The following is a 21,705-nucleotide window of genomic DNA, read 5'->3' as shown; positions in this document are numbered from 1 at the left end:
GCGTGTTCGGCTCAACGCTCTGGCTGACGCTGGCCACACTCACGGGGCTGGCCGCAGGTTTCGCCCGAGAGTGGCTGCTGGTGGCGGCCTGGGGCGCGGGCGGACGCAGCGACGCTTTTCTGGTCTCGCTGTTTCTGCCCGAAGCGTTGCGCATGGCGCTGGCGGCGGGCCTGCTCAGCGCCGCGGCATTGCCGCTGTATCAACAACGTTCGGCGCTGCAACAGCAGCAATGGCTCGGTGCACTGGCGCCGCGCCTGCTGCTGTGCGGGCTGGGGTTGAGCCTGTTGCTGAGCCTGGGCGCGCCACTTTGGGTGCGCCTGATCGGGCCGGGGCTGGACGATCAAGGCTACGCGCTGGCGGCCGGCTCGCTGCAATGGCTGGCGTGGTCGGCGCCCGGTTTTCTGTTGCACGGCCTGCTGTGCGTGCCGCTGCAAGCCCGTTCGCGATTCGTGCTGGCGGGCCTGGGTTCACTGCTGTTCAACCTGCCGCCCGTGCTTTACCTGGCGTTGTTGCGTCAGCAGGCGACACCGACGGGTCTGGCGTGCGCCTGTCTGCTGGGCAGCGTGCTGATGCCCGCCGCGCTGTTGCCGGGTCTGCTGCGCGATGGCTGGAGACCCTGGCGCCTGAGCCGGGAGCCCGGCGCGGGACGGGAGTTGCTGCAACGCATCGGCCCGTTGTTGAGCAGCAACCTTGCCAGCCAGGGCCTGGCGCTGCTGGAGCGCATGGTCGCTTCCTTGCTAGGGGAAGGCGCCGTCACCTGGGTCAATCTGGCGCGCAAACTGATCAACTTGCCACTGATCGCTCTGATGAGTCTGAATCAGGTGCTGCTGGGCCTGATGAGCGGGACCGAGGGCGATCAGCGCAAAAGCCTGCTGCGCAAGGGCCTGAGCAGCGCAACCCTGTTAACGCTGCCGGCGGTGGCTGGGTTGATCGGCGCAGCCGGCGCGCTGGTGGCGCTGCTGCTGCCCAATCAGGCAGCGGACGGCCCGCTGCCCGGCCTGCTGGCGTGGTTCGCGGTGCCTCTGATGTTCGGCGCGTGGAATGCCCTGCTCGCCCGCTTTGCCTACGCCGCCGGCGACACGCGCCTGCCATTGCGATGCGAGCTGGCCGGCAGCCTGCTCAACGCGGTGCTGCTGGCGGTGCTGCCGTTTTTCTTCGGGCTGATCGGCATTGCCATGGCCGCCGTGTGTGGCGCCATCCTCACTGGCCTGCTGTTGATGCGCAGACAGGACTTGTTGAACCAGTTGCCGTGGCGTCAGCAATGGCTGCTCGGCGCCGCCATCATGCTGTTGGCCGCGACCGTGTTGCACCCGCTGAGCAACATCTGGCTGCAACTGGGCCTGAGCTGCGCGTACGGCGCGATGCTGCTGGTCGCCCTGGCGTTGTGGCTCAAACCGTGGCGTGGCGCCCGCGATTGACCGCGCCTTCCCGCAGCATTGCGCTGAGCTGAGCTGAACTGAACTGAGCCGCCAGAACGCGACGATCAGGCCGGTTCGGCAATCTCGATCAGGTTGAGGTCCGGGTCACGGACGTACACCGAACGAATCGGGCCAGTCGCGCCAGTGCGTGCCACCGGGCCCTCGATGATCGGCCATTGCGCCTCGTTCAATCGGGCAATCACCTGCTCCAGTGGAATCGACGCGATGAAGCACAGGTCCAGCGCGCCAGGCACCGGCACATGCGCCTTGGGCTCGAACTCATGCCCCCGCACGTGCAGGTTGATCTTCTGATCGCCGAACCTGAACGCCCTGCGCCCCGCGCCGAACGTCTCCAGCTGCATGCCCAGTACGCGGGTGTAGAAATCCACCGTGGCGTCGGCATCGACAGCGGTCAGTACCAGATGGTCGAGGTGATCGATCATGAAAAAAGACTCCAGGAGGCTGCGGGTTGGGTGGGGAGCGTGAACTCATGCCTGTGTATCTGCGAAATGGCGTGCCGGCGTGAGGCACGCACTTGCTACGGGACATAATCATCCACGTGCAACGCGCCAGCCCCTTTCAGCAGCTGGCGCGCGTGATCCATTCGCGTTTCAGATCAGTCCCCGGGCGCGCCAGGCGGCGCGTTGTTCGGCGCTGATGCCCAGTTGTTCGAGGACTTCGTCAGTGTGCTGGCCCAATCTCGGTGCCGGACGCTGGACCCCGCCCGGCGTGGTGCCGAGCTTGGGCACGATGCCGGGCAAGGTCACGGGTGTGCCGTCATCGAGGTGGCTGTCGAGCAGCATGTCGCGGGCCCGGTAATGCGGGTCGCTGGCGATGTCGGCGGCGTCGTAGATCTTGCCTGCCGGGATCCGCGCAGCGGTGAGCCTGGCGAGCACGTCATCGAGGTCAAGGCTGGCGGCCCAGGCGGAAATGGCCACATCGATCAGCTCGACCTGCCTGACCCGCCCGTCGTTGTGGGCCAATGCCGGGTCGTTCGCCAGATCAGGCCGCTCGATCAAGGCCATCAGGCGCTGGTAAATACTGTCGCCGTTGCCTGCGATCAGCGCGTAGCGGCCGTCGCGGCAGCGATAGGCATTGGAGGGTGCGATGCCAGGCAGGCTGCTGCCGGCCGGTGCCCGCACGGCGCCGAAGACCGAGTGCTCGGGGATCAGGCTCTCCATCATGTTGAACACCGACTCGTAGAGCGCGACGTCGATTTCCTGGCCTTCGCCACCGTTCTGGTCGCGATGACGCAACGCCAGTAACACGCCAATGACGCCGTGCAAGGCCGAGAGCGAGTCACCGATGGAAACCCCCACGCGCACCGGCGTGCGACCGGGCTCGCCAGACAGATGCCGCAGGCCGCCCATTGCCTCGCCAACCACGCCGAATCCCGGACGATCGCGGTACGGGCCGGTCTGGCCGTACCCGGAGACGCGCAGCATCACCAGTCGTGGATTCAATGCATGCAGGTCTTTCCAGCCAAGCCCCCACCCTTCCAGCGTGCCCGGCCGAAAATTTTCCACCAGCACATCGGCGTCGGCGATCAGCTTGCGCACCACCTCCTGAGCCTCCGGCTCGCGCAGGTCCAGCGTCACCGAGCGTTTGTTGCGCGAGGACACGGCCCACCACACCGACGTGCCTTCGTGCAGCAGGCGCCATTTGCGCAACGGGTCTCCGGTGCCCGGCGGTTCGATCTTGATCACATCGGCACCGAACTCACCCAGCATCTTGGCCGCAAACGGCCCGGCAATCAGTTGCCCTAGCTCAATGACCCGAATCCCTTGCAGAGGCTTTTGCATGACGCGCCCTTTGTTGTTCGAAAAGTGAGGGCAATTGTCCGCCCTCAAGGCGAGGCTGAAAATCCAAAATTGCCCGACGGGGCATTCTTTTTCATCCAGACGCCCGGGTTTCCCTGACGTGGTCGATGAAGCGAATGACCGCCGGGGCCTTCTCGTAGCGACGGTGGATCAGCGACAGCGAAGACGTGGGCTGGCAGTCATCGATGCGCCGGTACACCACGTTGGGCAGGCGAATGTGATCGACGACCGACTCCGGCACCACCGCCACGCCCTGCCCGAGACTGACGAGCGCAATGACCGACACCAGCCCGCCCGGCTGCGGCCCAAGCGTCGGCGCAAAACCGCCCTGCGCTGCCACCTCCAGCGTCCCGGAAATCTGCTCCGGGAGAATGAACGTTTCGTTCTGCAGGTGCGCCGCATTGATGGACTTGAGCTTGCACAGCCAGGCGCTGTCCGGCAGCGCCAACGCGAACCCTTCGGTCAGCAGTTTGAGCGCAATGACCGAGTCGGGCAGGTTCATGGGCGAGCGGATGAACCCGACATCGAGGCGGCCCTCTTCGACCCTGCGCGGCAAGGTCGGCATCAGGTATTCGTTGATGCTGAATTCGACGTCCGCATAGCGCTGGCGAAACTGGCCAACCTGCTGCTGCAGCACGCCGGAAAACACCGCAGACGCCACGTAACCCAGTTCGATCTTGCCAGCCTCACCGCGCCCGGCGCGTTGCACGTTGTACTGCGCGGTCTCGAATTGCCGTACCGCCAGCTCAGCCTCCACCTGCAGCGCCTTGCCGGCATCGGTCAGCCTGACTTCGCGCTGTTCGCGCACGAACAGCCGCGTGCCGAGGGCACTTTCGAGGTCCTGGATCTGCCGGGTCAGGGTCGGCGGCGCGATCCCCAATTGCTCGGCTGCCCGGGTGAAATGCCGATGCCGGGCCACCGCGAGGAAATAGCGAAAATGTCGGATTTCCATGAGTCGTTACCTGATGGGTAATGAGAATGCTGAGCGCAGGTAACGAAGCATAAGCCATCCCGGAATATTCTGTGCTCAGCCGACAGCCCGAGTAGCGGCGCGACGTCAGCCGACCCATCGCCTCTGTCCACTGCCAAGCCGCTGGCGACGGATCTCGCACCTGAACCTGCTCATTAGCTGCAACCTAATACTTGACCGGAGTCATCGAATGTCACAGCCCAGCCCGCGCATGACCCTGCTCACCGCCTCAGGCGTGTGTTCATTGATCGTGCTCGACACCAACATCGTCGCGGTCACGCTGCCGAGCATCGCCAGGGATCTGGGGGCAGGCTTTGCCGACATCGAATGGGTGGTCAGCGCTTACATGCTCGCTTTTGCAGCGCTGCTGCTGCCCGCCGGCAGTCTGGCCGACCGCTTCGGACGCAAGAAGATGCTGCTGACGGGCCTGGTGCTGTTCATCGCTGCATCGTTGGGCTGTGGCGCCGCGCCGGACATCCTGATGCTTGACATCGCACGTGCCATCAAAGGCGTCGGCGCGGCACTTTTGCTGACTTCGGCGCTGGCGACCATCGGCCACGTCTTCCACGACGAAGCCGAGCGCGCCAAAGCCTGGGCATTCTGGGGCGCGTGCATGGGAGTCGCGATGACGGCGGCGCCGACCGTGGGCGGGCTGATTGCCGAAGGTATCGGCTGGCGCTGGATCTTCTACCTCAACCTGCCCGTGGGGCTGCTGTTGTTGGCCATGGTGGTGCGCAACATCGGCGAATCACGCAACGAACAATCGGCGCGCCTCGATCCCTGGGGCAGTCTGTTTTTCAGTGCCAGTCTGCTGAGCCTGATCTGGGGCCTGATCGAGGCCAACCGGATCGGCTGGGACAACCCGCTGACCTTTGCCCGCCTGGCGGGCGGTGGCCTGCTGCTGGTGCTGTTTTTTCTGGTGGAACGCGTGCAGCGCCGGCCGATGGTCGATCTGCAGCTGTTCCGGTCGCCACGTTTCATCGGCGCCTTGCTGGGCATGTTTGCCTATGCCGGCTGCGCCCAGGTGATGATGACGTTGCTGCCGTTTTATCTGCAGAACGGGCTGGGATTCAGCGCCATCGATTCGGGCCTGGGCATGTTGCCGTTTGCGATCACCATGCTGCTGTGCCCGCGTCTGGGCCCGACGCTGTCGCGCAGTCTGTCGCCGGCGGCGATGATGGCGCTGGGCCTGAGCCTGGTCGGTATCGGCAATCTGCTGTGCGCCTGGGCGACCGGGGTCGGCGGTTACCCGGCCTTCGCGCTGGCCATGGCGGTCACCGGCGCCGGTGCCGGGCTGCTCAACGGCGACACGCAGAAAAACATCATGGCGTGCGTGCCCCGCGAGCGAACCGGCATGGCATCGGGCATGAGCACCACCATGCGCTTCAGCGCAATCATGCTGGCCGTCGGCGCCTACGGTGCCTTGCTCGCCAGCCACACATTGAGCGCGCTGCAGACGAGTCTCCATCTCGCCGCTCCCCTCTGGCTCGATCAGGCACAGTCCATCGCCTCGCGGGTGGTCGCCGGCGACATGAGCGCCGCGCTGCACCTGCTCGACAGCGACGCCCGGCAGCTGGTGCAGCCGCTGGCGCAGCAAGCGTTCGTCAGTGGCTTCGCGACCGTGTTGTGGACCGCCGGATGCACAGGACTGTTCGCGGCAGGCCTGGTGGGCACGCTGATGCGCAAACCGATTCCGGTCATGCAAGTGAAAGCCGCCTGAAGTGCCGTGGCTCGATACCAGCCAGCCCCGCATTACCCTGGTAGGAGCGCGCTTGCCCGCGAATTGGCCGGTGTGTCCGCCGGAGAGGCTTCGGCTGGAAACCAGTCTTCGCGGGCAAGCGCACTCCTACGGGAGTTGGGTGTGGCCGGAGAGTTCGGGAATACCCGCAGATCTTTTTGGGAGTTAGCCAACTGTCGCCTCCTTCGATCAGGGGCGTAACACTCGACGCCTTCCCGGCTAAAGCCGGTCCTACGAAAAGCTTGGGGCGTCTGTAGGACCGGCTTCAGCCGGGAAGAGGCCGGTACGGCCATGCCTCGGCGTGTTCCAGGCGCTCGGGATTTATTTTCGTTCCGGCGGGAATAACCCTAGTCGGGCTTCGTCATACGGGCTCAAGAAAGTCATTACCCCGATATGAAGGAAGCCATTATGAAAACCACACTGATCGCCCTGACCCTGACCGCCCTGAGCAGCTTTGCCCTGACCGCCAACGCCGACATGAAAAACATGCCGCAGGTGCAGGACTACACCTACGGCACCAAGCTGGACATCGCGCAGGTCACCAAGACGCCTAGCCTGAATTTCTGCGGCGTGCGCCCGGTAGACTTGAGCTACGTCGATCACATGGGCAAGGCCCACACCCTGCGCTACGAAACCAACGGTAACAACTGCCTGGGCGATAACTGATCCGTAAACACCGCCCGTGAGAGACAGGCCGCCTGAACCCGCCCGCGCGGGCCAGAATAATAACGGCGGCCTCTCCCCTTTCTCTGCGACACCTCGCTGAGCTGACAGGTCAATTACGACCTGCTGCCGGCCTTCCCTGACTGCTCAGACCCCGGTTGCGTCTGCACACCTGCTCACGAAGACGCCGTTCATCCGCAATACCAGCAGTGGTTGGAAATCAGCTCTCGCCAGCAAACTCACGCCTACAGATTTTCAGCGCCCGCTTGTCGGCAACACTCACCGAGCGGATAGCCAATACGTGAATCACTGGCTCGCAGCGGCCTGTTCGATCAGGTGCGCAACGGGCGCCGGATTCGAGACCATCACCACGTGAGAAGCCCCTTTCACCACCTCCACCGCCTTGGCGTGCGCGCGTTCCGCCATGAACGCCATGGCCTGGGCTGGAATGTTCTTGTCCTTGTCGCCATAGATGTACCACGACGGGATGTGCTTCCAGGCCGGAACGCCCGAGGCCTCGTTCAGTGCCGCTTCGGTCACCGGACGTTGCGTGGCGGCCATCAATGCCGCCTCGGCGACCGGAACGTCGGCTGCGAACTGGTCGCGGAATTTATCCTGACGGATGTACAGATCCTTTCCGCCATCGGCCAAGGCGACTGGCGCTGCCAGCGTCGGACCGAGCGTGCTGCCGGGGAATTTGCCGGCGAGCCCCGCGACCGTCTCGCCGGTATCCGGGGCGAAGGCGCTCACGTAGACCAGCGCCTTGACGTTGGCATGGCCGTTGGCGGCGGCGCTGATCACGTTGCCACCGTAGGAATGCCCAACCAGCACGACCGGCGACTGCACGCTGGAGAGGATCGAGGCGACCGAATCGGCGTCGCTTCTGACCCCGCGCAGCGGGTTGGCGGCCGCGATGACACGGTAGCCGTCCTTCTCCAGGATGCCGACCACGCCGTTCCAGCTGGAGGCGTCGGCAAAGGCGCCATGGACCAGCACGACCGTGGGTTTTTCAGTCTGGGCGAAGGCAGTGCCACCCGCCAGAAGACTGGTCGCGACGGCAATGGAAGCAATGATTTTTTTCATGGGGAACTCCGTTATGGATCGGGTTATGGGGCGTAGCGGGTGAAGACGAAATCGTGGTTCTGGACGCGCGCCTGGTGGCAGGCAAAACAGGTCTCGTGCTGCGCCTGATCAACCGGCTTGCCATTGACGAAGCGGCCGAAGCCCCAGCCGCCGGTCGCTGCGTATTTCTGCGAATCCTTGACCATGACCTGAACGGTGGTGGCGGCACCGGGGATCGAGGCAGACTCGAACTCCGGCGATTGCACGTGCTTCCAGGCGCGCTTCACCAGCACCGTGCCGTCAGGGAACGGCAGCGTGCCGTCCTGATAGGCCTTGACCGCGATGTCATTGCCGACCACCGCACGCAGCTCGTTCAGTGGCGCCGCTTCAAGGGCCGGGGCGATGAGCTCCCATTTGCGATACCCCTCAGGAAGGTGCACGCCATAGATCGGTGAAACTTCGTCGGCACCGGCACCGGCGTCGGCCGCTGCAACGCCGCCGAGGGTGAGCGCAAGCGATGCCAGCGCGCCGGACCACAACGCCAGATGTCTGGGTTTCATGCTGTTTCTCCTGGTCAGCCGCTCAGAGATGATCGGCATCGATTACCGCCTGGGCGAAGGCCTGTGGCGCCTCTTGTGGCAGGTTGTGGCCGACTCCGCCGGTGATCAGGCGGTATTCGTATTTACCGGTGAAACGCTTGGCGTAGGCCTCCGCCGGAGGGTGCGGCGCACCGTTTGCGTCGCCTTCGAGGGTGATGGTCGGCACACCGATGGAAGGAAACGCCGCGAGTTTCTTCTCGATCGCCTCATATTTGGGTTCGCCCTTGATCAGGTTCAGACGCCAGCGGTAATTGAAAACCGAAACGGCCACGTGATCCGGGTTCTGCAGCGAACCGGCGCTGCGGTCGAAGGTTGCGTCGTCGAATGCCCATTGCGGCGAGGCGAGCTTCCAGATCAGTTTGGCGAAATCATGGGTGTTCTTTTCATACCCCAGACGGCCCCGCTCGGTGGCGAAATAGAACTGATACCACCACTGCAACTCCGCAGCAGGTGGCAGCGGCGCCTTACCCGCCTCCTGGCTGCCGATCAGATAGCCGCTCACCGCCACCAGTGCTTTCACCCGCTCTGGCCACAGCGCCGCGACGATGTCGGCCGTACGCGCGCCCCAGTCATAGCCGCCCAGCACGGCCTTTTGAATGTGCAGCGCGTCCATGAAGGCAATCAGGTCGGATGCCAGCGCGGCGGGCTGGCCGTTGCGCAGGGTCTTGGCCGAGAGAAAATGCGTGTCGCCATAACCGCGGGCGGACGGGATCAGTACCCGGTAGCCCTTCTGTGCCAACGCCGGCGCGACATCGGTGTAGCTGTGAATATCGTAGGGCCAGCCGTGCAGCAGGATGACAACGGGTCCATCGGCCGGGCCGAGTTCGGCATAGGAAACATCCAGCACACCGGCCTTGACGTGCTTGAGTTCACCGAAGGAAGTCGTGGTGCCTGGCCTGATGGCGTCGATCGTGGCGGCGGGTACTTCGGCAGCGCTGGCCTGGGCAGTGCCGGCTGCCAGCGCGCCCAGTTGCAGCAGTGCGGCCGCGATCAGTGACGGAACCAGCACCCGACGACGACGGGCTGAGGCGTTCGGGTTCATCGAGGTCATGCTCATGATAGTTCTCCATAACGAGCCGCCAGTGGCAGCGACGGGCTGAAATCAGATAAAGATGCGTTACTCGGGCGTTCCGGACGCGTCGAGGCGGGTACGAAGCGGACGGAACGCCTCGCGCAGTTCTTCGCTGAACAATTGCGGCTGCTCCCAGGAAGCGAAGTGGCCGCCCTTGCTCACCTGGCTGTAATAGGAAAGCGACGGATAAGCGCGCTGTGCCCAGCTTTTCGGCGCCTGATAGATCTCGTGAGGGAACACCGTGATGGCCACCGGGACCTTGATGTCCGAGGTTTTCTGGGCGGCAGCACTGAAATTATTGTTGTTGTTCTCCCAGTAGAACCGGGACGAGGACGCGCCGGTGTTGGTCAGCCAGTACAAGCTGATGTCATCGAGCATCTCATCGCGGCCGAGCACCTTCTCAGGCTGACCGTCGCTGTCGGTCCAGGCCGCAAACTTCTCGTACATCCATGCGGCGGTGCCGGTCGGCGAATCGGCCAGCAGATAACCGATGGTCTGCGGGCGGGTCACCATCATTGCGCCGTAGGCGGCGTTGCGACCGAAGAAGCCGCTGAGCGAATCGAACGCCTTGCGTTCAGCGCCATCGAGCCCGGACGGCGCGGCATCGCCGCTGTTGATCGGCCTGACCAGCTCAGGTGGCACGGTGGCCGGCATGTTCAGGTGTATGCCCAACAGACCGGGCGGGTTCAAACGGCCGAGCGCGTCGGAAATGACCGAACCATGATCGCCGCCCTGGGAGACGTAATGGCTGTAACCCAGGCGTTTCATCAGCACGTCCCACGCCTTGGCGACACGGTCGGGGCCCCAGCCGGTTTCGGTCGGTTTGCCGGAAAAACCATGGCCGGGTATCGACGGGATGACCACGTCGAACGAGTCCTCCACCTTGCCGCCGTAGGCCACAGGATCGGTCAGCGGGCCGATGGTCTTGAGGAACTCGAACTGCGAGCCGGGCCAGCCGTGGGTCAGAATCAGCGGCATGGCGTTGGGGTTATGCGAACGCACGTGAATGAACTGGATGTCCACGCCGTCGATGGTGGTGATGAACTCGGGCAAGGCGTTCAGTTTCGCCTCGGCCTTGCGCCAGTCGTAGCCGTTGCCCCAGTACTTGACCAGCGCCTGGACCTGGGCCAGTTGCACGCCTTGGGACACGTCGCTGACGGTCTCTTTGTCCGGCCAGCGGGTGGCCGCGATGCGTGCACGCAGATCGGTCAGCCGGGCCTCGTCGACGTGAATCCGATAAGGCCGTATCGCCTCGGACGCGTCGGTGGTTGCGGCGGTGGGTGAAGCGTCAGGCGTTGAGGAAGCGGCCCAGGCGGCGTTGCCACCTGCCAGCATGGCGAACCCGAGGACGCCGGCTTTTACGGAAGTTGCCAGGCAGCGCGGCCAGACAGACGTGGGCGAAACTGTACACATGATGGATGTCCTGTCAGTCGATGAGCGACGGGCGCAAACGGCCCGGGCGGGCGCCGGTGTGCAGCGTGGCTGCCGGACCAGCGAGCGTCGGGATCAGTTGTCCTGTCCGCAGTCCTGATTGATGCTGCGGTAGTCCACGGCGTGAGCCGCACCGGCGGAATCCAGGTAGGTCAGGCGGGATTTGACGATGCCGCAGACGGACGGCGACGCTTCGTTGACCGACAGCACTTTGGCGATGTCCAGGTGCTCGCCGTACATGTAGGTGTGCGCCTTGACAACGTCCTGCGCCTGAGCGGCGGCAGTGCCAAGGGTCAAGAGCGCGAACAGCGAAGCGAGGCTGAGGTTTTTCCAGTTCATGGTGCGATCTCCAGGCGTTCAATGAGTGAGGTGGTTCGAGTGGGCTGGCCCGTCTCGATGGAGCTCATTAAGCGCTGGCGAGGTATCGCGCATGTGTCGCCGACCCTGCAGAAAAGCAACGTTGTGTATCCCCGCAGAGCCCAGATACAAAACGATACATAAATGCGAAATGACTTCCGGATCTGATTGACGACAGGCCCTGCAAGTCTCTAAAACGTCGAGTGATAACAACAGCCAGAGGTGAGCCCGGTGGAGCACGTAGATCACATTCTCATCGTCGACGATGACCGTGAAATCAGGGAACTGGTGGGCAACTACCTGCAGAAAAACGGTCTGCGCACCACGGTGGTGGCCGATGGGCGTCAGATGCGTGCGTTTCTGGAATCGACGCCGGTGGACTTGATCGTGATGGACATCATGATGCCCGGCGACGACGGGCTGGTGCTCTGCCGCGAACTGCGCGCTGGCAAGCACAAAGCGACGCCGATCCTGATGCTCACTGCGCGCAACGATGACACCGACCGCATCATTGGCCTGGAAATGGGCGCCGACGATTACCTGGTCAAACCGTTCGTGGCGCGCGAACTGCTCGCGCGGATCAATGCGGTGCTGCGGCGCACGCGCATGCTGCCGCCCAACCTGATCGTCAGCGAAGCGGGTCGTCTGCTGGCTTTCGGCAAATGGCGCCTGGACACCACGGCTCGCCACTTGCTCGACAGCGAAGGCACCATCGTCGCGGTAAGCGGCGGAGAATACCGCCTGTTGCGGGTGTTCCTCGATCATCCCCAGCGCGTACTCAGTCGCGACCAACTGCTGAACCTCACCCAGGGTCGCGACGCCGACCTCTTCGACCGATCCATCGACCTGCTGGTCAGCCGCCTGCGGCAGCGACTGCTGGACGACGCCCGCGACCCGGCTTACATCAAGACCGTGCGCAGCGAGGGGTACGTGTTCACCTACCCGGTCGAAATCCTCGGGGACGCGTCATGAAGACGCCCCGCTGGCCGCGCACGCTCGCCGCGCGACTGACGCTCATTTTTCTGGTGAGCCTGGTCGTCGCTCACGGGCTGTCGTTCGGTTTGCAATTCTACGAGCGCTACCAGAGCGCGATGACGATGATGCTGGGCAATCTGGAGCAGGACCTCACGACGTCGGTCGCGGTGCTCGAACGCCTGCCTGCCGATGAGCGGGCCGCCTGGCTGCCACGATTCGAACACCCTAACTATCGCTATCAGCTCGACGAGGGGCAGTCGGGCTCGGCGATGGACATGAGCACGGCGCCGGTGTCGGTGCGCTCGATGCTGGCGACCCTGGGCCGCGACTACGCGCTGACGTTCACCACCATCAAAGACGTGCGCCCTCACTATCAGGCGCATTTGCGCCTGAAGGACGGCAGCCCGCTGACCATCGACGTGCGCCCTTCCATCTCGCCGCTGTCGCCTTGGCTTCCGGCCGTGCTGGTGGCGCAATTGCTGCTGTTGCTGGGCTGCACATGGCTGGCGGTGCGCACGGTGATTCGCCCGCTCACGCGTCTGTCCAGCGCCGTGGATGGCCTCGATCCAAACGGTCAGGGAGAACCGCTGGCCGAAGAAGGCCCTGTCGAAGTGGTGTACGCGGCAGTGGCCGTCAACACCTTGCAGGAACGCATCGCTACCCACGTCAAAGAACGCATGCAGTTGCTGGCGGCGATTTCCCACGACCTGCAGACCCCCATCACGCGCATGAAGCTGCGGGTCGAATTCATGGATGACTCGGCGGAAAAGGACAAGCTGTGCAATGACCTGACTGAAATGCAGCATCTGGTTCAGGAAGGCGTGGCCTACGCGCGGAGCATGGCCGGGTCCAGCGAACCGGGGCGGCGCGTGGACATGGACGCGTTCGTGCAAAGCCTGGTCTTCGATTACCTCGACACCGGCAAGCAGGTGCTGTTTACCCCCGGCAGCGGCGCCGCCATCGAAACCCGCCCTCACGCGCTGCGCCGGGTGCTGGTGAACCTTACGGACAACGCGTTGAAATTCGGTTCGCAGGTGGAGATCCGCGTCGACAGCCGACCCGACGGCGGCATGCTCATCCAGGTGCTGGACCGTGGCCCGGGGATCGCAGAGCATCAATTGGCTGAAGTCGTGAAGCCGTTCTATCGCGTGGAAAGCTCGCGAAACCGTGAAACCGGCGGCACAGGACTGGGCCTTGCGATCGCGCAACAACTGGCGCTGACCCTGCAAGGCACGTTGAAGCTGTTCAACCGCGAAGGCGGCGGACTGTGCGCCGAGCTGACGCTGCCGGCCAGGATCACCGGCCCGGTCAGAAAGGTCGTCGGCGACAGTGCGGTCGATCTTCCCGCCCGATAGCTGCCAGGCACTCTACTCGGCCCAGGCCGCGCACGATCCGGACCGGTGATCGCCGCGCGGCCTTTTTGTATCGCACTGTATCTGCAGCCCCGGCAGACACTTGGCGATTTAATCGGGCCGTTTCGCGACACATCCGCGATACCTCCACGACGTTCAATAGGCTCCATCGAGTGACACACAAGCGCACTCGAACTCACCTCTTGAACGCACTGGAGAACGCCATGAACTGGAAAAATCTTTCGATCGCCACCCTGTTTGCCGCCCTGAGCCTCGGTGCCTTGACGGCTCAGGCGCAAGACCTGATCACGCCGCAGACGTACACCTACGGCACTCATCTGGACATCAAGAAAGTCATCGCTTCCAAAGAAACCACCAGCCCGGCCTGCGCCGTGGTCACGTCGCAGCTGACCTACCTGGACTCGATGGATCAGACCCAGGTGCTCAATTACCAGAGCCTCTCCGGCGGCTGTCACGACAATTGATCACGCCCGTCACGGTGTCCTTTCGGGCAGTGCCGTAAACGCCTGCCCTCACTTGATTACAGGTAGCTCCACATGTTGCTGATCGCATTTCTGGGCGGCGTGGTAACGGTGCTCAGCCCGTGCATCCTCCCGGTCGTACCCTTTCTGTTCGCCCGCGCCGACCGTTCGGCGTCGTCGATCTTCCTGACGCTGCTCGGCTTGAGCATCACCTTTGCCGTGGTCTCAAGCCTGGCGGTGGTCAGCAGCGACTGGGTGGTGACGGCCAACGGCATCGGCCGTCACCTCGCGCTGGCGGTGCTGGTGCTGTTCGCCCTGTCACTGCTTTCGGCCAGGGTCGGTCATTGGCTGACGCGCCCGCTGGTCGCGCTCGGCAATCGTCTCGATCCGGCCACCCGACGCATGTCCGGACCTGCCGCGTCGCTGATGATCGGGGTCGCCACCGGGCTGCTCTGGGCGCCGTGTGCCGGGCCGGTGCTGGGGATCATCCTGACCGGTGCGATGCTGCAAGGGCCAAATGCCCAGACCAGCCTGCTACTGCTGGCCTACGGAGTGGGCAGCGCTGTTTCGCTGGGCACGCTGATTTTCGCCGGGCGCGGGCTGGTGTCCAGACTGAAACTGTCGCTGCCGGTCACCACCTGGATGCGGCGCGGCACCGGCGTTGTCGCGCTGCTGGTGGCGGGCGTCATTGCCACCGGCTCCGAAAGCCAGTGGCTCGCCGGGACCTCGTCGCAACGTGCCGCGAGCGTGGAGCAGACATTGCTCAGCGGCGTGCCGAAGCTCGTCGATTACGTGGTCGAGAACGTGAAGGCGGCCACTGTGCCAGACCTCGGCAGCAAGGGTCAGATGCCGTCGCTGTCCGGCGCGGTGCAATGGCTCAACTCACCACCGCTTACCAACGAGGCGCTGCGCGGCAAGGTGGTGCTGGTGGATTTCTGGACGTTCGACTGCATCAACTGCCAGCGCAGTATTCCTCACGTCAACGAGTGGGCAAAAAAGTACGAAAAGGACGGCCTGGTTGTGATCGGTGTGCACACGCCGGAATACCCCTTCGAGCGGGTCGTCGACAACGTGCGAAAAAACGTGACGAAGCTGGGCCTGAATTACCCGATCGCCATCGACAACGACTATGCGATCTGGAAAGCCTTCGACAATCAGTACTGGCCAGCGCATTACCTCATCGACGCCAACGGCCAGATCCGTTACACCCATTTCGGCGAAGGCAGCTATGACACTCAGGAACAGGTGATCCGGCAGCTCCTCGACGAGGCCAGACACGACACGCCGGCCTCCCGCTAAGCAATGCCTGCGGGCAGACCGACAGCGTGGCTGCGCAGATTTACCGTGCGGCCAGCGCCCACACCCGCGCCAGATCCCGAGCACGATCGTGCAGCAGGACGGCGGCGTCACGGCAGGCCTGATCCAGGGTCATCGGGCCGCTGGTCAGGGCAAACGCGGCGCTGATGCCGTGCTCGTAAAGGTCGGCGTAGCCATCACCCAGGGTTCCGGCCAGCACGATCACTGGCACGTTGCGCCGTCGGGCGATTCTGGCCACGCCAAACGGCGTCTTGCCTCGCAAGGTCTGCGCATCGAAACGCCCTTCTCCGGTGATGACCAGATCGGCACCTTCGAGGGCCGCTTCGAGCCCGGTCAGGTCCGCCACGACTTCAACGCCCGGACGGAACGATGCGTTCAGGTAGGCCCTGGCCGCGAAGCCCATACCACCGGCGGCGCCGCTGCCGGGGTATTCGCTCTCGTCCTTGCCCAGCACCTCCTTCGAGCACTCGGCGAAATGCGCCAGCGCAGCGTCCAGCGCCAGTACTTGCTCGGTGGACGCGCCCTTCTGCGGGCCGAAGATATGCGATGCGCCGTGGGGCCCGCACAGCGGGTTGTTGACGTCGGCGGCCACCTCGAACTGCACGCCTTTAACCCGTGAGTCCAGGCCCTGCAGATCGATGGATGCAACTTGCGCCAGCGCCAGACCACCCGCTGGCAGGGCCTGGTGGTCGCGGTCCAGGAAACGTGCGCCCAGCGCGGCAAGCATGCCGGTGCCCGCATCGTTGGTGGCCGAACCGCCGATCGCCAGAATAATGCGCTGCGCGCCTGCGTCCAGCGCCGCGCTGATCAGCTCGCCGGTGCCGTAGGTGCTGGTCACGGTGGCATCGCGTTCCTCGAGCGCCAACAGCTGCAGTCCGCTGGCCATGGCCATTTCGATGATCGCGGTGCGTGTCTGTGCCAGCCAGCCCCACTGCGCCTGCACCGGCTGGCCAAGCGGCCCGCTGACCTGACGCGTCATCCACTGGCCATCGCAGGCGGCCAGTACCGCTTCGATGGTGCCTTCGCCGCCGTCCGCCATGGGGCATTCGACAAGACTGGCCTGCGGCCACACTTCTCGCAGCCCGCTGGCGATGGCCTGCGCCACGCCTTGGGCGCTCAGGCTGTCCTTGAAGGAATCCGGGGCGATGACGATTTTCATATTGTTCTCCTTATTCGATGATCGCGATCTTCTCATTATCTTCAGGACATTCCGCCTGACCTTCGCACAATCGGCGTGTCGGCGCGTTGTTCATCCGAACAAAAAACCCTGGGGCTTGCGCGCAGGTGGATAAAGCGCGTGCGAGGACGGGTCGAAGTGGTCGAGGCGATGGACCTGTAATCGCCTCTCGACGCGGTACGTCTGGCTCAGCGAGGCACCATCTGCATGCCCAGGTACAAGCGCAGCAAGTCGCCGGTGCGATACGGGTCGCAACCGCTGACCTCGGCAATCTTCTCCAGGCGATAACGCAAGCTGTTGCGATGGATGCCCAGCGCATCGGCGCAGGCCTGACTTTCGCCGCTGTAGTCGAACCACGCCCGTAACGTATCTAGCAACTGCACATTGCCCTGCAGGCGTGCGATCGGTTCGGCGACGCCTTCGGCCAGCCAGTCATGGCGGTTGCGCCAGAACAACACGGCCAGGCGATGACTGGCCAGACGCAGCAATTTAAGCTGCGGCTGAATGTGCCGGGCGTAATCGAGCAGGTCACGGGCGGCGGCACAGGCGTTGCGCAGCGTAGCCAGATCCGTCGAAGGCTCGACCGTCAGCATGCGTTGCATCGGCCAGCCCTGTTCGTCGAACTGCTCCAGCAGCAACGCATCGTCACGGTCCTTGCCAGCAGCGCGGCACCAGTAGATCAGGCCCGGCTCGCAGGACACGCACCAACTGTTGGCATACCGTCCGTTGAGCCATGCGGCCACCTGACCGGCATGACTGGACTCCGGCGGCAGCTCAAGCAGGACGGCCTGGCGCGGCAGCTGTGGCTGCAGACCCAGTTGCTCGGCTTCGACAATCAGGTGCGCGGCGCTGTCGCCCAGCAACAGGCGCGACAGCAGGTCCTCGCTGCGCTGATGGCGCCATTGCTGATCGGCCTGCTGGCGCCGATGCTCCATGAGCATTTCCGCGGTCATTTTCACCAGCTCCGCGTACACCCGCACCTGGTCCGGTTCGCCGGTGATGCCCAACACGCCCACCAGTTGATGATCGAGCATCAATGGCAGGTTCACCCCCGGTCGCACGCCGTTGAGTTGTCTGGCGGTATGCGAATCGATTTCCACCACGCGGCGGTTGGCCAACACCAGCTGCGCCCCTTCGTGACGCGTATACAGACGCTCCGCCTCACCGCTGCCGATGATGATGCCCAGGTAGTCCATCACGTTGACGTTGCACGGCAGGATCGCCATCGCACGATCGACGATGTCCTGCGCCAGGGCATGATCAAGGGCGAACATGGCGTGCTTCCATTGAGAACAGTGACTGGGCGTTCATACACATCACGCTATGATTTTTATAAGTCAGCGGAGTCTGCCTGATTTTTGCGTGAAGTTCCTGCCCCGATGGCGAGCCTGCAGATACCCAGCGCACGCCAGCCATGGCACAGTGCCAAATCTTTTTTCGACATGTCGAGCCAGCCGTTCCCCTATGCCAAAGCCCGTTCGCGCCCTTCTCTGCCGTCCAGCACTGCTTCTATGCGCCCTGACCTTGCAGGCCTGCGCCTCCGGCGAGGTGCCTCTGGGTCAGGCGAGCTTCGCCGACTACCGCCAGCAGACCATCGCCTGGATGCAGCAGAACCGCACCTTCCAGACCGACGATCATGCTGCCGAGATCGAGTGGAACGCGCCCCGCGAATGGCGTCCCGACGCAGCGCCCACGCGCGGCATCTTGCTGGTACATGGCCTGGGCGACTCGCCGTGGTCGTTCAACGATGTCGGCCAGCAGCTCGCCCGACAGGGTTTCCTGGTGCGCACGGTGCTGTTGCCTGGGCACGGCAGCAAGCCGGCCGACATGCTCGACGTCACGCTGGGGCAATGGCAGCAAGTGGTGCGCGAACAGACGCAGATTCTGCAGCGCGAGGTCCCGACGGTGTATTTGGGCGGGTTCTCCACCGGCGCCAATCTGGTGCTCGACTATGCCTATGAACACCCGGAAATCGCCGGGTTGGTGCTATTTTCTCCTGCGTTCAAACCCGAAAACACCTACGCCTGGCTCACGCAATACATCGGCTGGTTCCGCCCCTGGCTGGCCAAGCCCGACGACGGCGTACGACCCATGCAAACGCCGGTGCGCTACTTGAACGTGCCCACCAATGGCTTCGCGCAGTTCTATCGCAGCGCGCTGCTGGCGCAGAAGCATCTGAAACAGGCGCCTTACGACAAGCCGGTGTTTGTCGCCATCACCCAGCACGACTCGGTGCTCGACACCGCTTTCGTGCTGGACACCTTCAACACACGCTTCAACCATCCCGACAGCCGCCTCATCTGGTACGGCGACAACCCGGCCACGGCGGCGAAAACGCCTCGGGTGTTGGTGCGCGATGACTTCCTGCCGGCGTACCGCATCGCCCAGTTCTCGCACATGGGCCTGATGTTCTCCCCGGACGACCCTCTCTACGGCAAGGACGGCAACCAGAGGATCTGCTGGAACGGCCAGGAAACCGAAGCCATGCGCAAATGCCTGAACGGCGAGCTCGTGTGGTACTCCGACTGGGGCCACCGCGAACCGGGCAAAGTGTTCGCCCGCCTGACCTACAACCCGTATTTCGAATGGCAGACGGGCGTCATGGCTGGGGTTCTGGGGACAAGTCCTGAATAATCCGGCGGTATCACCGACGCCTTCGTGAGCAAGCTCACTCCCACAAGGATCTCGGGCATTCCCGAGCTCTCTGACCAGACACACATTTCGTGGGAGCGAGCTTGCTCGCGAAGGCTGATTTCCAAACACTGCATAGCCAGCGATGTACCGACCTCTTCCCGGCTGAAGCCGGTCTTACAGGCGCGGCAACCTTTCCGTAGGACCGGCTTTAGCCGGGAAGGCTGATTTCTCTTATTCCACAGGTGCCAGCCGTTCGCGGCTGTTGCTCAGGTGTGTCCACATCGCGGCGCGTGCGGCGTCGGGGTCCTGGCGGCGGATGGCGGCCAGGATCGCCTCGTGTTCGAGGTTCGCCAGGTAAGCATGGTGAGTGAGGCTCGACCCTGCGCGCTCGCTCGAGGCGATGCGGCTGCGCGGAATGACGGCGTTGCCGAGGTTCTGCAGGATTTCGACGAAATAAGGATTGCCTGTCGCTTCGGCGATCAGCAGATGAAAGCGCCGGTCTGCTTCCACGCAGCTGTCCTCCTTGGCGAGCAGATCCTGATAGTCATCCAGCGCCGCGCGCATCGCCACCAATTGCTCCTGAGTGCGACGCTGTGCCGCCAAGGCAACGGCCTGGGTTTCAAGCCCCATGCGCAGCTCGATGATGTGCCGCACGCTGAACACGGTCTCCATTTTCAGGTGCAGGCCGCTCTGCTCCGAACGTGGCAACACGAACGTGCCCTTGCCCTGATGGGTTTCCACCAGCCCTGAAGCCTGCAACTTGGAAATGGCTTCGCGCACGACTGTCCGGCTGACGCCATGCTCGCGGACGATTTCGCTCTCGGACGGCAGCTTGGCACCCGGCGCGATGCTGCCCATCAGGATCCGCTGACTCAGATCGGTGACCAGGTCAGTGGCGAGGTTGTGCTGGCGTCTTTTCGGAGCAGCAGAAGCTGGCGTCGGCATGGAGGTTGTCCGATCAGTGGCAGATTTCGCGCCGGAACCGCATCCGACGCACTTGTATTTTTCCGGGCTCGACCGGCTGGCTCAACCGCCGCTTGCGAAGATCAGCTAGCGCTCGGTACAAGGCCCAACCCCCGCAAATCAGGGCTTCTCAACGCCGAGAGCCACTCATCCAACTTGTCAGACAAGTAAGATTATTCCTACAAAAAAATTCCTGCAAGGCCCGTAAAACCGGTTGCGGAAGACGCCCTTACTTGTATGATGACTAACAACAAGGCGCACACACCTTGTCACACACAGAAGCTCCAACCCGCATAAAAATAATCAGTGGGAGTTAATCAGAGTGAATACATCCTCATCTCGGGTGCATGACGCGGACGATTCCGTCTTGCTGTCGGCGGTCTCGAAAGTCAAACGGCACATCCTGCCGCTGTTCGTCATCATGTTCATCGTCAACTACATCGACCGGGTCAATATCGGCTTCGTACGTAGTCACATGGAACATGACCTGGGCATCGGCGCCGCCGCCTACGGCTTTGGCGCCGGCTTGTTCTTCATCGCTTACGCGCTGTTCGAAGTCCCCTCCAACATCCTCTTGCAGAAGGTCGGCGCACGCATCTGGCTGACCCGCATCATGCTGACCTGGGGTCTGGTGGCGGCCGGCATGGCGTTCATCCAGACCGAAACCCATTTCTACATCCTGCGTTTTCTGCTGGGTGTGGCCGAGGCAGGGTTCTTCCCCGGGGTGATCTATTACTTCACCCGCTGGCTGCCAAGCGTCGAACGGGGCAAGGCGATTGCGATCTTCCTCAGCGGCTCGGCATTCGCCTCGCTGATTTCCGGACCGCTCTCCGGCCTGCTGCTGCAGATCGAAGGCCTGGGCATGCACGGCTGGCAGTGGATGTACTTCATCGAGGGGATGTTCTCGGTCGGCCTGTGCTTCTTCGTCTGGTTCTGGCTGGACTCCAAACCCCACGATGCCAAGTGGCTGAGCGCCGCCGAAAAGGACGCACTGGTCGAGGCCATCGACGCCGAACAGCGTGCCCGTGAGGCCGCAAGCCCGGTCAAGCTGACCATTGGCAAGCTGCTCAAGGATCCGCAGATCATTCTGTTCTGCCTGATGTATTTCTTTATCCAGCTGACCATTTATGCCGCGACGTTCTGGCTGCCCAGCATCATCAAGAAAATGGGCGATCTGAGCGACTTCCAGGTCGGCCTGTTCAACTCGATTCCCTGGTTCATCGCCATCGTCTGCATGTACTGCTTCGCCTCGTTGTCGGCCAAGTGGAAGCATCAGCAGGCATGGGTCGCGACGGCATTGCTGATCGCAGCCGCAGGGATGTTCATGTCCACCACCGGCGGCCCGGTCTTCGCGTTCATCGCCATCTGCTTCGCGGCCATGGGCTTCAAATCGGCTTCGTCGCTGTTCTGGCCGATCCCGCAGGGCTACCTGGATGCACGCATCGCCGCAGGCGTCATCGCGTTGATCAACTCGGTGGGCAACCTCGGAGGCTTCGTTGCGCCGACCACCTTCGGCATCCTCGAACAGCAGACCGGCTCCATCCAGGGCGGCCTCTACGGCTTGACCGCGACCTCGATCATCGCCGCGATTCTGGTATTCACCGTGCGCACGACGCCAAAGCCCGGTGCCGTGCCGGTCGAAAAAGTCAGCGCTACCGCCAGCCATTCCTGATCC

Annotated in this window: 20 protein-coding genes; 9 read left to right on the top strand and 11 right to left on the bottom strand. The window is 63.5% G+C overall.

Features of this window, described 5'->3' with window-relative positions:
* Window positions 1–2 precede the first annotated feature (2 nt).
* Window positions 3–1,418, top strand: coding sequence for a lipid II flippase MurJ (locus AAGQ88_RS09570; RefSeq protein ID WP_342655119.1), 1,416 nt, complete (start codon window positions 3–5; stop codon window positions 1,416–1,418).
* Window positions 1,419–1,483: 65 nt separating this feature from the next.
* On the opposite strand, the gene AAGQ88_RS09565 is transcribed toward AAGQ88_RS09570, so the two are convergent.
* The 3 genes from AAGQ88_RS09565 to AAGQ88_RS09555 all read right to left on the bottom strand — a co-directional run bounded on the left by AAGQ88_RS09565 (window position 1,484) and on the right by AAGQ88_RS09555 (window position 4,190).
* On the bottom strand, window positions 1,484–1,861 hold the full coding sequence (locus tag AAGQ88_RS09565; protein ID WP_342655118.1) for a VOC family protein: 378 nt from the start codon (window positions 1,859–1,861) through the stop codon (window positions 1,484–1,486).
* Between the two features lie 168 nt (window positions 1,862–2,029).
* Entirely contained in the window at window positions 2,030–3,220 is a 1,191-nt protein-coding gene (locus AAGQ88_RS09560) for a CaiB/BaiF CoA-transferase family protein (protein ID WP_342655117.1), read from the bottom strand.
* Window positions 3,221–3,311: 91 nt separating this feature from the next.
* Complete coding sequence (locus tag AAGQ88_RS09555; RefSeq protein ID WP_342655116.1) at window positions 3,312–4,190, bottom strand: LysR substrate-binding domain-containing protein; 879 nt, start codon at window positions 4,188–4,190, stop codon at window positions 3,312–3,314.
* A 208-nt stretch (window positions 4,191–4,398) separates the two neighbouring features.
* Between AAGQ88_RS09555 and AAGQ88_RS09550 the strand changes: the two genes are divergently transcribed.
* A complete protein-coding gene (locus AAGQ88_RS09550) occupies window positions 4,399–5,928 on the top strand; it encodes an MFS transporter (RefSeq protein WP_342655115.1) in 1,530 nt (509 codons plus the stop codon).
* A gap of 426 nt (window positions 5,929–6,354) precedes the next feature.
* Window positions 6,355–6,612 (top strand): DUF2790 domain-containing protein, encoded by a 258-nt coding sequence (locus tag AAGQ88_RS09545; RefSeq protein ID WP_093467498.1) that lies wholly within the window; start codon window positions 6,355–6,357, stop codon window positions 6,610–6,612.
* A gap of 303 nt (window positions 6,613–6,915) precedes the next feature.
* On the opposite strand, the gene AAGQ88_RS09540 is transcribed toward AAGQ88_RS09545, so the two are convergent.
* The 5 genes from AAGQ88_RS09540 to AAGQ88_RS09520 all read right to left on the bottom strand — a co-directional run bounded on the left by AAGQ88_RS09540 (window position 6,916) and on the right by AAGQ88_RS09520 (window position 11,112).
* The gene (locus tag AAGQ88_RS09540) at window positions 6,916–7,692 is read right to left on the bottom strand and encodes an alpha/beta hydrolase (protein WP_342655114.1); all 777 of its coding nucleotides are present in this window, start codon (window positions 7,690–7,692) and stop codon (window positions 6,916–6,918) included.
* A 23-nt stretch (window positions 7,693–7,715) separates the two neighbouring features.
* Window positions 7,716–8,231: a cytochrome P460 family protein gene (locus AAGQ88_RS09535; RefSeq protein WP_342655113.1), complete on the bottom strand. Its 516-nt coding sequence runs from the start codon at window positions 8,229–8,231 to the stop codon at window positions 7,716–7,718.
* A gap of 22 nt (window positions 8,232–8,253) precedes the next feature.
* Window positions 8,254–9,327: an alpha/beta hydrolase gene (locus tag AAGQ88_RS09530; RefSeq protein WP_342655112.1), complete on the bottom strand. Its 1,074-nt coding sequence runs from the start codon at window positions 9,325–9,327 to the stop codon at window positions 8,254–8,256.
* Between the two features lie 60 nt (window positions 9,328–9,387).
* Window positions 9,388–10,755, bottom strand: coding sequence for an epoxide hydrolase family protein (locus tag AAGQ88_RS09525; RefSeq protein ID WP_342655111.1), 1,368 nt, complete (start codon window positions 10,753–10,755; stop codon window positions 9,388–9,390).
* Between the two features lie 93 nt (window positions 10,756–10,848).
* On the bottom strand, window positions 10,849–11,112 hold the full coding sequence (locus AAGQ88_RS09520) for a DUF2790 domain-containing protein (protein ID WP_285423339.1): 264 nt from the start codon (window positions 11,110–11,112) through the stop codon (window positions 10,849–10,851).
* 249 nt (window positions 11,113–11,361) lie between these two features.
* On the opposite strand from AAGQ88_RS09520, the gene AAGQ88_RS09515 reads away from it, so the two are divergent.
* From AAGQ88_RS09515 to AAGQ88_RS09500, 4 genes are all read left to right on the top strand, one after another.
* Window positions 11,362–12,102: a response regulator gene (locus tag AAGQ88_RS09515; RefSeq protein WP_093467480.1), complete on the top strand. Its 741-nt coding sequence runs from the start codon at window positions 11,362–11,364 to the stop codon at window positions 12,100–12,102.
* Window positions 12,099–13,460, top strand: coding sequence for a HAMP domain-containing sensor histidine kinase (locus AAGQ88_RS09510; RefSeq protein ID WP_342655110.1), 1,362 nt, complete (start codon window positions 12,099–12,101; stop codon window positions 13,458–13,460). The genes AAGQ88_RS09515 and AAGQ88_RS09510 overlap by 4 nt, the downstream gene beginning before the upstream one ends.
* 221 nt (window positions 13,461–13,681) lie before the next feature.
* Complete coding sequence (locus AAGQ88_RS09505) at window positions 13,682–13,942, top strand: DUF2790 domain-containing protein (protein WP_342655109.1); 261 nt, start codon at window positions 13,682–13,684, stop codon at window positions 13,940–13,942.
* A 72-nt stretch (window positions 13,943–14,014) separates the two neighbouring features.
* The gene (locus AAGQ88_RS09500) at window positions 14,015–15,238 is read left to right on the top strand and encodes a cytochrome c biogenesis protein DipZ (RefSeq protein WP_342655108.1); all 1,224 of its coding nucleotides are present in this window, start codon (window positions 14,015–14,017) and stop codon (window positions 15,236–15,238) included.
* 40 nt (window positions 15,239–15,278) lie between these two features.
* Here the strand turns inward: AAGQ88_RS09500 and AAGQ88_RS09495 are convergent, their stop codons facing one another.
* Window positions 15,279–16,415 (bottom strand): glycerate kinase, encoded by a 1,137-nt coding sequence (locus AAGQ88_RS09495; protein WP_342655107.1) that lies wholly within the window; start codon window positions 16,413–16,415, stop codon window positions 15,279–15,281.
* 206 nt (window positions 16,416–16,621) lie between these two features.
* Window positions 16,622–17,707: a sugar diacid recognition domain-containing protein gene (locus AAGQ88_RS09490; protein WP_342655106.1), complete on the bottom strand. Its 1,086-nt coding sequence runs from the start codon at window positions 17,705–17,707 to the stop codon at window positions 16,622–16,624.
* A gap of 190 nt (window positions 17,708–17,897) precedes the next feature.
* Between AAGQ88_RS09490 and AAGQ88_RS09485 the strand changes: the two genes are divergently transcribed.
* Complete coding sequence (locus AAGQ88_RS09485; protein ID WP_342655105.1) at window positions 17,898–19,067, top strand: alpha/beta fold hydrolase; 1,170 nt, start codon at window positions 17,898–17,900, stop codon at window positions 19,065–19,067.
* Window positions 19,068–19,298: 231 nt separating this feature from the next.
* On the opposite strand, the gene AAGQ88_RS09480 is transcribed toward AAGQ88_RS09485, so the two are convergent.
* Window positions 19,299–20,012, bottom strand: coding sequence for a FadR/GntR family transcriptional regulator (locus AAGQ88_RS09480; RefSeq protein WP_342655104.1), 714 nt, complete (start codon window positions 20,010–20,012; stop codon window positions 19,299–19,301).
* Between the two features lie 340 nt (window positions 20,013–20,352).
* On the opposite strand from AAGQ88_RS09480, the gene AAGQ88_RS09475 reads away from it, so the two are divergent.
* The gene (locus tag AAGQ88_RS09475) at window positions 20,353–21,702 is read left to right on the top strand and encodes an MFS transporter (RefSeq protein WP_342655103.1); all 1,350 of its coding nucleotides are present in this window, start codon (window positions 20,353–20,355) and stop codon (window positions 21,700–21,702) included.
* Window positions 21,703–21,705 lie beyond the last annotated feature (3 nt).

This window comes from Pseudomonas sp. F3-2, assembly GCF_038804275.1.
Taxonomy (GTDB): Bacteria; Pseudomonadota; Gammaproteobacteria; order Pseudomonadales; family Pseudomonadaceae; genus Aquipseudomonas.
This window is presented reverse-complemented; position numbering and strand designations above follow the sequence as displayed.

Coding starts and splice junctions, on each gene's coding strand:
- AAGQ88_RS09565 (WP_342655118.1), bottom strand. CDS start 1,861: ATGATCGATCACCTCGACCATCTGGTACTGACCGCTGTCGATGCCGAC.
- AAGQ88_RS09560 (WP_342655117.1), bottom strand. CDS start 3,220: ATGCAAAAGCCTCTGCAAGGGATTCGGGTCATTGAGCTAGGGCAACTG.
- AAGQ88_RS09555 (WP_342655116.1), bottom strand. CDS start 4,190: ATGGAAATCCGACATTTTCGCTATTTCCTCGCGGTGGCCCGGCATCGG.
- AAGQ88_RS09550 (WP_342655115.1), top strand. CDS start 4,399: ATGTCACAGCCCAGCCCGCGCATGACCCTGCTCACCGCCTCAGGCGTG.
- AAGQ88_RS09545 (WP_093467498.1), top strand. CDS start 6,355: ATGAAAACCACACTGATCGCCCTGACCCTGACCGCCCTGAGCAGCTTT.
- AAGQ88_RS09540 (WP_342655114.1), bottom strand. CDS start 7,692: ATGAAAAAAATCATTGCTTCCATTGCCGTCGCGACCAGTCTTCTGGCG.
- AAGQ88_RS09535 (WP_342655113.1), bottom strand. CDS start 8,231: ATGAAACCCAGACATCTGGCGTTGTGGTCCGGCGCGCTGGCATCGCTT.
- AAGQ88_RS09530 (WP_342655112.1), bottom strand. CDS start 9,327: ATGAGCATGACCTCGATGAACCCGAACGCCTCAGCCCGTCGTCGTCGG.
- AAGQ88_RS09525 (WP_342655111.1), bottom strand. CDS start 10,755: ATGTGTACAGTTTCGCCCACGTCTGTCTGGCCGCGCTGCCTGGCAACT.
- AAGQ88_RS09520 (WP_285423339.1), bottom strand. CDS start 11,112: ATGAACTGGAAAAACCTCAGCCTCGCTTCGCTGTTCGCGCTCTTGACC.
- AAGQ88_RS09510 (WP_342655110.1), top strand. CDS start 12,099: ATGAAGACGCCCCGCTGGCCGCGCACGCTCGCCGCGCGACTGACGCTC.
- AAGQ88_RS09505 (WP_342655109.1), top strand. CDS start 13,682: ATGAACTGGAAAAATCTTTCGATCGCCACCCTGTTTGCCGCCCTGAGC.
- AAGQ88_RS09500 (WP_342655108.1), top strand. CDS start 14,015: ATGTTGCTGATCGCATTTCTGGGCGGCGTGGTAACGGTGCTCAGCCCG.
- AAGQ88_RS09495 (WP_342655107.1), bottom strand. CDS start 16,415: ATGAAAATCGTCATCGCCCCGGATTCCTTCAAGGACAGCCTGAGCGCC.
- AAGQ88_RS09490 (WP_342655106.1), bottom strand. CDS start 17,707: ATGTTCGCCCTTGATCATGCCCTGGCGCAGGACATCGTCGATCGTGCG.
- AAGQ88_RS09485 (WP_342655105.1), top strand. CDS start 17,898: ATGCCAAAGCCCGTTCGCGCCCTTCTCTGCCGTCCAGCACTGCTTCTA.
- AAGQ88_RS09480 (WP_342655104.1), bottom strand. CDS start 20,012: ATGCCGACGCCAGCTTCTGCTGCTCCGAAAAGACGCCAGCACAACCTC.